The 8,452-nt window shown below is 66.8% G+C and carries 7 protein-coding genes; 4 read left to right on the forward strand and 3 right to left on the reverse strand.

Going from position 1 to position 8,452, the window contains the following annotated elements; genetic code table 11:
* Positions 1–5: 5 nt before the first annotated feature.
* A complete protein-coding gene (locus VMT65_RS01310) occupies positions 6–764 on the forward strand; it encodes a DNA alkylation repair protein (protein WP_326306047.1) in 759 nt (252 codons plus the stop codon).
* 306 nt (positions 765–1,070) lie between these two features.
* A complete protein-coding gene (locus VMT65_RS01315) occupies positions 1,071–1,673 on the forward strand; it encodes a transglycosylase SLT domain-containing protein (protein ID WP_326306048.1) in 603 nt (200 codons plus the stop codon).
* Positions 1,674–1,789: 116 nt separating this feature from the next.
* Here VMT65_RS01315 and VMT65_RS01320 read toward each other — a convergent pair whose 3' ends face one another.
* Together VMT65_RS01320 and mftR2 are read right to left on the reverse strand one after the other, a co-directional pair.
* On the reverse strand, positions 1,790–2,845 hold the full coding sequence (locus VMT65_RS01320) for a ferredoxin--NADP reductase (RefSeq protein ID WP_326306049.1): 1,056 nt from the start codon (positions 2,843–2,845) through the stop codon (positions 1,790–1,792).
* A 72-nt stretch (positions 2,846–2,917) separates the two neighbouring features.
* A complete protein-coding gene (mftR2, locus tag VMT65_RS01325) occupies positions 2,918–3,538 on the reverse strand; it encodes a mycofactocin system transcriptional regulator MftR2 (RefSeq protein WP_326306050.1) in 621 nt (206 codons plus the stop codon).
* Positions 3,539–3,756: 218 nt separating this feature from the next.
* Between mftR2 and mftF the strand changes: the two genes are divergently transcribed.
* Positions 3,757–5,157: a mycofactocin biosynthesis glycosyltransferase MftF gene (gene mftF / locus VMT65_RS01330; RefSeq protein WP_326306051.1), complete on the forward strand. Its 1,401-nt coding sequence runs from the start codon at positions 3,757–3,759 to the stop codon at positions 5,155–5,157.
* 22 nt (positions 5,158–5,179) lie between these two features.
* Here the strand turns inward: mftF and VMT65_RS01335 are convergent, their stop codons facing one another.
* A complete protein-coding gene (locus VMT65_RS01335; protein ID WP_326307402.1) occupies positions 5,180–6,421 on the reverse strand; it encodes a cytochrome P450 in 1,242 nt (413 codons plus the stop codon).
* Positions 6,422–6,660: 239 nt separating this feature from the next.
* On the opposite strand from VMT65_RS01335, the gene VMT65_RS01340 reads away from it, so the two are divergent.
* Positions 6,661–8,013 (forward strand): GAF domain-containing protein, encoded by a 1,353-nt coding sequence (locus VMT65_RS01340; RefSeq protein ID WP_326306052.1) that lies wholly within the window; start codon positions 6,661–6,663, stop codon positions 8,011–8,013.
* Positions 8,014–8,452 lie beyond the last annotated feature (439 nt).

Below are 8,452 nucleotides of genomic sequence, written 5' to 3' on the forward strand. Positions count from 1 at the left end.
GCGCGATGAGCGGAACCGGCGTCGATGCCGAGGCGCTTACGGCGGCCGCGGTGCAGGCGGAATTGGCGGCGCTCGCGGATCCGGCCGATGCCGTGCATCTGCAGCGGTTTTTCAAGACCGGGCCGGGGGAGTATGGGGAGGGTGATGTTTTCATCGGCGTCCGGGTGCCGCAGACCCGGAAGGCCGTGAAAGCGTTTGTCGGGATGCCCCTTTCGGAGATCGATGTTTTGCTCGACAGCCCGGTGCACGAGCACCGGCTGGCCGGGTTGGTGATGCTGAATGGGGAGATGGCGAGGGCGTCGCGCAAACGCGGGGGAGACGCGGCGCGGCAGCGGGAAATCGTCGATCTGTATCTGGCCGCGGTGCGGCGGGGGCGGGTGAACAACTGGGATCTGGTCGATGCCTCGGCGGAGTTCGTGCTCGGCCCGTGGCTGTTCGAGCGGCCGCGGGATCTGCTCCACGAATTCGCGGCCTCGGATTCGCTGTGGGAGCGGCGGGTGGCCCTGCTCACCACTTTCGCCTTCATCAAGCAGGGCGATGCCTCGACCACCCTCGAGTTGTGCGAACAACTGCTCGTCGATCGCCGCGATCTGATTCAGAAGGCGGTCGGCTGGATGCTGCGGGAGATCGGAAAACGCGTCGATCCGGCGATTCTCACCGGATTTCTGGACGCGCACGCGGCCGCCATGGGCCGGACCGCGCTGAGTTACGCGACCGAACATCTGACGCCTGAGCAGCGGATTCATTACCGCGCTCAGCGATGAGATCGACGCTGCCCAATTGCTGTGACGCACGGCTCTGATCAACAACGCTGACTGTTCACCCTGTGTTCAGTTTACGTTAACCTAGCGCAATCATTCTGTGATCAGTCGGCGACGGCCGATACCAGCTCGAAATGAGTTGGCACCCCTCGTGCGGAGACCGCCGTCCTTGGCGAGAGCACGAAACGAACGGTGATAGCTGGGAGATTCCCGAGTCCCGTTCTCCCACATGCACATCACTATCCATGGAGTGCGTCGGCGGGTTTCCTTCGGGCTGCCCGTCGTGGTCAGCGCTGCCCCCGTATCGCCATGCCTTTGAGAAAACTGATCGCCCAGCCCGCCCAGATCTCCCGTTCCACCAAGGCCGCCGCGGCCGTCGCCCTCGCCGTCACCGCCGTGGTCGCCGCCTCCGGCGCCGCGTCCGCCGATGTCATCAATGGCGTCCCGCCGGAATTCCAGGGCACCGCCCAGCAGGTTCAGCAGCAGGCCGTGCAGATCGACAATGGTCTGCCCGCCCCGCAGCAGGACCAGGTCCGCCAGTTCGTGCAGGGTCTGCCCGCGCCCTTCAACCAGCTGCTGCCCCCGGTCTTCAGCAATGACCTCGACGGCTGGATCCGCAACGCTCTGTATGTCATGAACCAGCACGGCATTCCGGGTAGCTACGACGGCATCTTCCGCAATATTCAGCGGGAGTCGGGCGGCAATCCGCAGGCCATCAATCTCTACGATTCGAATGCCGCGGCCGGTATCCCGTCCAAGGGTCTGCTGCAGGTGATCGACCCGACCTTCCAGGCCTACCACGTCGACGGAACGTCCTGGGATATCTACGATCCGGTCGCGAATATCGCGGCGGCCTGCAACTACGCGGCCCACCGCTACGGCTCGATCGACAACGTCTTCGGGGCCTATTAGTCGATTCGAGTACCCCCGTCATCCCGGCATGTTTTTGGCCGGGATCCACACTGGCACCGTGGATTCCGGCCAAAAGCGCGCCGGAATGACGGGGGTATTTCGTTTTCGGGGAACCGTCAGAACTGGATCTTCAGGTGATCGGTCACCGGTCGGGCCTGGCAGCCCAGGATGTACCCATTGGCGATGTCCTCGGGATCGAGGATTTCCGCGTTCTCCATTTCCACCGCGCCCTCGAGCACGGTGCAGGCGCAGGATCCGCATTCGCCCTCGAGGCAGGAGTAGGGCACGTCGATGCCCTTGGACAGCATGATGTCGACCAGCGTCTGGCTGCGCGGCCAGGTCAATTCGTGGGTCTCGCCGTCCAATTCGACCTCGACGCTGGCGGCGTCGGCGGCCTCCTCCGCGGTGATCTCGGTCGGGGCGACCGCGGCGAAGGGGTCGCCGGAGAGCGAGTTGAAGACCTCGGCGTGGGTCCGGTTGCGCGGCACGCCGAGCTGGCCGAGGGCGTCGTGCACGCGGTCCATGAACGGCTTGGGGCCGCACATGAAGGCCTCGTAGGAGGTGTACGGCGCGACCAGGGTGGCCAGCGCGTCGGTGGTGGGCAGGCCCTGCAGGTGCTCGAGCCAGTGCACGACGACCAGTCGCTGCGGGTGCTTGTCGGCGAGTTCGCGCAGTTCGCGGGCGAAGATGACCGAGTCGTGGTCGCGGTTGGCGTACACCACCACGATGCGCCCGTTGCCGCGCGAGAGCGCCGACTTGAGGATGGACATCACCGGGGTGATGCCGCTGCCCGCCGCGAACAGCAGCAGATCCTCGTCCAGGTTCTTGGGCGTGAAGACGCCCGAGGGCGGCAGCACCTCGAGGGTGTCGCCCGCTTTCACGTTGTCGCACACCCAGTTCGAGGCGTAGCCGTCGACGGTGCGCTTGACGGTCACCTTCGGCTTGTCGTCGGTGTGGGGTGAGCTGGCCAGCGAGTAGCAGCGGGCCACGGACCCGGTGAGGTCGCTGGGGATGCGCAGGGTCAGGAACTGGCCCGGCGCGTAGGCGAAGCGCTCGCGCAGGTCCTCGGGCACGTCGAATACCAGCGAGCAGGAGTCGGCCGTCTCGTTGATGACCGCGGAGACCCGCAGCACGGCCGATCGCGAGCTGTGCGGTACGTCGACGGTGGTCATAGTGTCCTCTCGAACCCGGCGGTGATGGTCAGCCGGTGCAGTCTACCGAAACTAGAACGTGTTCTAGTTTCACTATACGTGGCTGTCTCGCTGCCGGACAAGCTGAGCCTCGAGGCCCGCGACGAGGACGTCCATCGAGAAGTCGTAGGAGTACCTACCGCGCAGATCGGCCAGGTGTTTGGTGGCGCGTTCCACCGCCTCGGGCAGCACCCGATCCACGAGGGCGTTGCGGTCGCGCGGGTTCACCTTGGAGCGACCGAACAGATAGGTGTGGATGGTGGCGTAGGCGGAGAGCACATTGCGCTCGTCGAATCCGGCGTCGAAGAGGATTTCCATGACGGCGGCGATGAGGTCGAGCTGTTTGCCGAGCATCTGCTCGATGAGCACATCGCCGAGACCCGGGTGTTTGCGCAATTTTTCGTCGATCTGGTCGATCAGATCGCGCAACCGCATTTGCCACGTACCGAATTCGGGTGGCGGCTTGCGCACTCCGGTGAGCGCGGCGGTGGCGACCAGATCGAGTAGCTCGCGCTTGTCGGCGACGTAGTAATAGGGGGCCATCGGTGAAACTCCGAGTTCGCGGGAGAGTCGTCGCATGGACAGCTTCTCCACGCCGTCCTGCCGAACCACCCGCAGGGCGGCTTCGACGATCTCGGATTCCGAGAGGGTGTTGCCGCCCCCGCTTGTCTGCATGCGCCCGACTCCCATACCGCCTCGACCACTATGGGGACGCAATACCGTCCCCGACCTGTTCACCCGCCAATTTTCCTCCCGCAGTGTAGAGGGCGAGCCGACAAGGTGGTCGAGCTACGGCGTTACACGAACCCGCTCACCGGGAAACGGTGGGCAAATTACGCACCGCCAGCGCGCCAATCATCATTGCTAACGGTGTGCTGACTTAGCATTCGGGAATGCGCCATGATCGCCTTCCCGATGGTTTCGGGGTGCGAATCGATCCCAAGGTGCGCACTTATTCCGGTGGACGGCTCCTGGTCGGCGGCACGCCGACGAGGTTGCTGCGGCTCGCGCCGGAAGCTGCGGCCTTGATCGGTGACGGCTACCTCGAGGTGACCGACCCCGCGTCGGCTCGGGTTGCCAGACGTCTTCTGGATTCCGGAGTCGCGAATCCGCGGCCGCGGCTGCTGCCGTCGCTGGAGGACGTCACCGTGATCGTGCCGGTGCACAACAACGCGCCCGAACTCTCGCGGCTGCTGTCGGCGCTGCGCGGGCACACGGTGATCGTGGTGGACGACGGCTCGGACCGGCCGGTGCGGATTCCGCCGGATCGCACCAACCGCTGCCGGGTGACGGTGCTGCGCCGGGATACCCCGCAGGGCGTGGCCGCGGCGCGGAATTTCGGATTGCGGGCGGCGGCAACCGAATTCGTGGCCTTCCTGGACCCGGACGTGGTGCCGCGCACCGGCTGGCTGGAGGTCATGCTGGGCCATTTCAGCGATCCGAAGGTGGCGCTGGTGGCCCCGCGCATCCTGGCCATGGATCCCGATTCCACCGTGCTGGCCCGCTACGAGCACACCCGCGGCTCGGTGCACCGGGGCCGCCGCGAGTCGGCGGTGCACGCGCACGGCCCGGTGCCGTACGTGCCGAGTTCGGCGGTGCTGGTGCGTCGCCTGGCGCTGCTGGCCGAGGGCGGTTTCGACGAGTCCATGGCCGCGGGCGGCGATGTGGATTTGTGCTGGCGACTGGATCGGGCGGGCTGGCGGCTGCGCTACGAACCGGCCGCGCGGGTGGCGCACAGCAATCCGGTGTCGCTGCGAAAGTGGTTCGTTCACAAGGTCACCCACGGGACCGGGGTGGCCCCGCTGGCCCAGCGGCATCCCGGACTGGCCGCCCCGCTGTCGCTGCCGATCTGGACCGCGGTGTCGGCGCTGCTGCTGGGCACGCTGTCGCGCTGGGGTGTGTTCGGCGGGGTACTGACCATGGCCGCCACGCTGATTCGATTACGCCGGGTCTTCGCCGGGCTCGACAATCCGACGCGGGTGGCCGCCATCTATATGACGCGCGGTTTCACCGGCGGCGTCTGGCGACTCGCCTCGGCGATGTGCCGACACTATTGGCCGGTCACGTTGTTGGGCATGCTGTGCTCGCGGCGGGTCCGCCATATCGCCATCACCCTGGCCATGGCCGAGGGCCTGGCCGACTGGTTCACCCACCGGGAGCCCGGCAGTCTGGATCCGCTCCGATACGTGGCCTGCCGCAGGCTCGATGACGTGGCCTACGGTGCCGGCCTCTGGTGGGGCGCGGCGCGTGAACGGAGCGCGTCGGCACTGAAACCGACTCTGCCGCCGAGCTGATGCCCTGATCGCGAGGGCTCGGTCAGCGAGCTGTCAGCCGGACCGGCATGTGTCGGACGCCGGTGTGCTTGTTGCTGCGGGTGTACTCGACCGGTCCGGTGAGTTCGACGGTGTCGACGCGGTCGAGCAGGGTGTCGAAGATGACCCGCATCTCCATGCGCGCCAGATTGGAGCCGAGGCAGAAGTGCCCGCCGCGCCCGAAGGCGAGATGCGGATTGGGACGGCGGGTGATGTCGAACTCGAACGGGTCGGTGAAGACGCTCGCGTCGCGATTGGCGGAGGTCCACCACAGGGTCACCTTGTCCCCGGCCCGAATTCGCCGATCGCGCAGCACGGTGTCGCGGGTGGCGGTGCGGCGGTTGTAGGAGGTGGAGGAGGCCCAGCGCAGCATTTCCTCGACGGCCCCGTCCAGGTGCGACCGGTCCCGCCGCAGCGTGCGCCAGATCTCGGGTCGTTCGATGAGCGCCAGCATGCCGACCGCGATGGAATTGCGCGTGGTCTCACTGCCCGCGGCGATGAGCAGGCTGAACAGCATGGCCTTCTCCATGGCCGACAGCGGTTGCCCGTCGATGGTGGCGTGCGCCGCGAGCGACATCAGATCCTCGGCGGGGCCGGCGGTCTTGGCCTCGAACAGCCGCGCGCCGTAGGCCCGGGTCTCGGCGACGGCCCGCTGGGTGCGCGCGGTGGCCTCGCCGAGGTCCCGATCGTCGTAATCCAGCGCCACATTCGCCCAGCCGAAGAGTCGATGCCGATCCTCCTGCGGCACGCCGAGCAGGTGCGCGACCGCCTGCAGCGGCAGTTCCGCGGCGAGGTCGAGCAGAAAGTCGCAGTCCCCCTTGGCCAGTGCCTCGTCGACGATCCGCGCGGCGCGTTGGCGCAGATCATCCTCGATGAGTCGCAGGGTGCGGGGCGCGAGGCTGGGCATGAGCAGTCGGCGCACCTCGGCGTGGCGGGGGTCGTCCATCATATTGAGCAGCACCCCGACCGCCCAGTCCACGGGCAGATCCTCGATGAGGGTCCCGCCGCCCGGGCGCGGCCCGCCGCGTTCGGAGGAGTAGGTCGCCGAATCCCCGGCCACGGCAATGATGTCCGCGTAGCGGCTGATCACCCAGAAGCCCTCCCCGTCCGGGGTGTGCGCGGTGGGCGGGTGCCAGAACACCGGTTCGTGCGCGCGGAGCTCATCGAAGACCGCGTGCGGGAAGCCGTGCGCGAAGCGGTCGAGGTCGGTCAGATCGATGTCCTCCACGGACCCACCCTGGCACAGTGGAGGGTGCCGCGGCGGTGGATTTGGTGAACTGTGTAAGCGAAATCCTGGTCACCGCAAGGGATTCGGCATCCGCGCCCGGACACCGCGGCGCGACTGAACTGTATATGTTTAACAAAATGCTACGCAGCTCACATTTCGCGGTGTGACTGTTGGCATGTGACCTGCCGGACAAACGTCCGACTTCTGCCTTCAGGTCTCAGGCGCGCCGGTACTCTTTGGGGCGGAAAGAAAGGCAAATGGTCAGCAATCTCGCAGGTGGAGGGCAGCCTCACCACGGCGTCGAACCGGGCAGTCAACTCGGGGCGCTCGAAACATATGCCGCCCAGGCGCACGGATACCTCAGTGTGGGCGGCGATCAGCTGGGGCAGTTGCCGGGTTTGCTGCGGCCGATGGTGCTCGAATCCTGGCTGCGCAGTGTGCGCGGCGGCGTGGATCCCATGGACGACGGTGACGGTCGGGGACTGCGCGGCGCGGATCTGGAGCGCTATCGCGACGCGCACGCCATTGCCGCGGTCATGCCGTTGGTGGACAAGCTATTACTGCGCGATGCGACCAGTACCGGGCTGATCGTGGTGGTGGCCGACCAGTTCGGCCGGGTGCTCTCGGTGCACGGCAATGCCGATCGCGTGCAGGCCGCCGCGGAGGCGGGCCTGCGCGAGGGCAATGATCTCAGCGAGCGCCGGGTCGGCACCAATGCCGTCGGCCTGGTGGTGCGCACCGGCCGCGCGGCCTGGATTCACGGACCCGAGCATTTCCTGCACCGCATGCACCAGATCACGGGAGCCGCTGCGCCGGTGCACGATCCGGACGGCCGCCTGGTGGGCGTGCTCATGATCGCCGGTGGGGTGCGGGTGGCGCGCCCGGAGATCCTGGCGCTGGTGAAGGCCGCCGCCACGGCCGCGGAGATGGATCTGCTGCTGGCCGCGGTGCGTTCGGGTCAGGACCGGCGCGCGCAGACCGACGCGCCCGCCCCGGAACGGTTGGGCCTCGAGGTGCTCGGGCTCGGGCAGCCGCAGTTGACCGTGGCGGGGGAGCGGGTTCCGCTGTCGCAGCGGCACGCCGAGATCCTGCTGCTGCTGGCCGAGCACACCGAGGGCCTGTCGGCCGATCACCTGGCACTGCTGCTCGACGACGCCGATCTGGACAATGCCACCATTCGCGCGGCCATGTCGCGGCTGCGGTCGGTGGTCGGATCGAATGTATTCGGTTCGCGCCCCTACCGTTTGCGCGTTCCGATCGCCACGGATGTGGAAGCGCTGCGCGCCGCACTGGATTCCGGCGACGTCGATACCGCCGTGCGTTTGTACGCGGGCCCGGTGCTGCCGCGCTCGACCGCGCCGGGAGTTATAGACATTCGCGATGAATTGCGAGTTCGCCTGCGCACCGCCGTCTTACGCTCGGGCGACGCCTCGGTCCTGAGTCGGTGGACGGCCGGTGCCGAGGGGCGCGACGATGCGGCCGCGTGGGCGGCCTACCGCGCCACCGTTGATCGCGAGTCTCCGCTGTACGCGCAGATCGAGGCCAAGATCCGCGTGCTCGATCGGCGCATGGGCGCCGATGCAACGCAGTTGCAACGTTTCGACTCATAGTCTCCACATCCGAAAGTGCGGTCGGTCACACCGCCGCCTCGCCATGTGGTCGCACCCACATTCATCGCGATCTTCGCGTCGGCTCGTCGCCCAACTAGACGCTCGTCCAACTTTTTTTTAGGAAAAAGTTCCTTTTTATTGTGTAAACGCCTAGTGTCCACATGCATGAACGGCATCCCTGTGATGCAGGTGACAGTTGGAGGAGATCGGCAGCAGGACACCAGTGGATGCGATGACCCGGAGGCACTCGCATCCCGGCCGACGAGCCAGTAGGCCCGGCCGCTTCGAGCACTAGTTGAATCACGCGCGGTTTCCCGCGCATTCGTCGAATCACCCAGGGCGGTGCGATCTTTCGCGGCCTGGTGCGCCCTCGTTCAGCGAGCGGATTCCAGGTCTATTTCGCGATGCCCGAAACAGTTGGTCGACATAGCAATTCGCC

This window comes from Nocardia sp. CDC153, from assembly GCF_035818515.1.
In the GTDB taxonomy this organism is placed as follows: Bacteria; Actinomycetota; Actinomycetes; order Mycobacteriales; family Mycobacteriaceae; genus Nocardia.

Excerpts from the sequence above, each read along its gene's own strand:
- mftR2 (WP_326306050.1), bottom strand. The coding sequence starts at position 3,538 with ATGCAGACAAGCGGGGGCGGCAACACCCTCTCGGAATCCGAGATCGTC.
- mftF (WP_326306051.1), top strand. The coding sequence starts at position 3,757 with ATGCGCCATGATCGCCTTCCCGATGGTTTCGGGGTGCGAATCGATCCC.
- VMT65_RS01340 (WP_326306052.1), top strand. The coding sequence starts at position 6,661 with ATGGTCAGCAATCTCGCAGGTGGAGGGCAGCCTCACCACGGCGTCGAA.
- VMT65_RS01315 (WP_326306048.1), top strand. The coding sequence starts at position 1,071 with ATGCCTTTGAGAAAACTGATCGCCCAGCCCGCCCAGATCTCCCGTTCC.
- VMT65_RS01320 (WP_326306049.1), bottom strand. The coding sequence starts at position 2,845 with ATGACCACCGTCGACGTACCGCACAGCTCGCGATCGGCCGTGCTGCGG.
- VMT65_RS01310 (WP_326306047.1), top strand. The coding sequence starts at position 6 with ATGAGCGGAACCGGCGTCGATGCCGAGGCGCTTACGGCGGCCGCGGTG.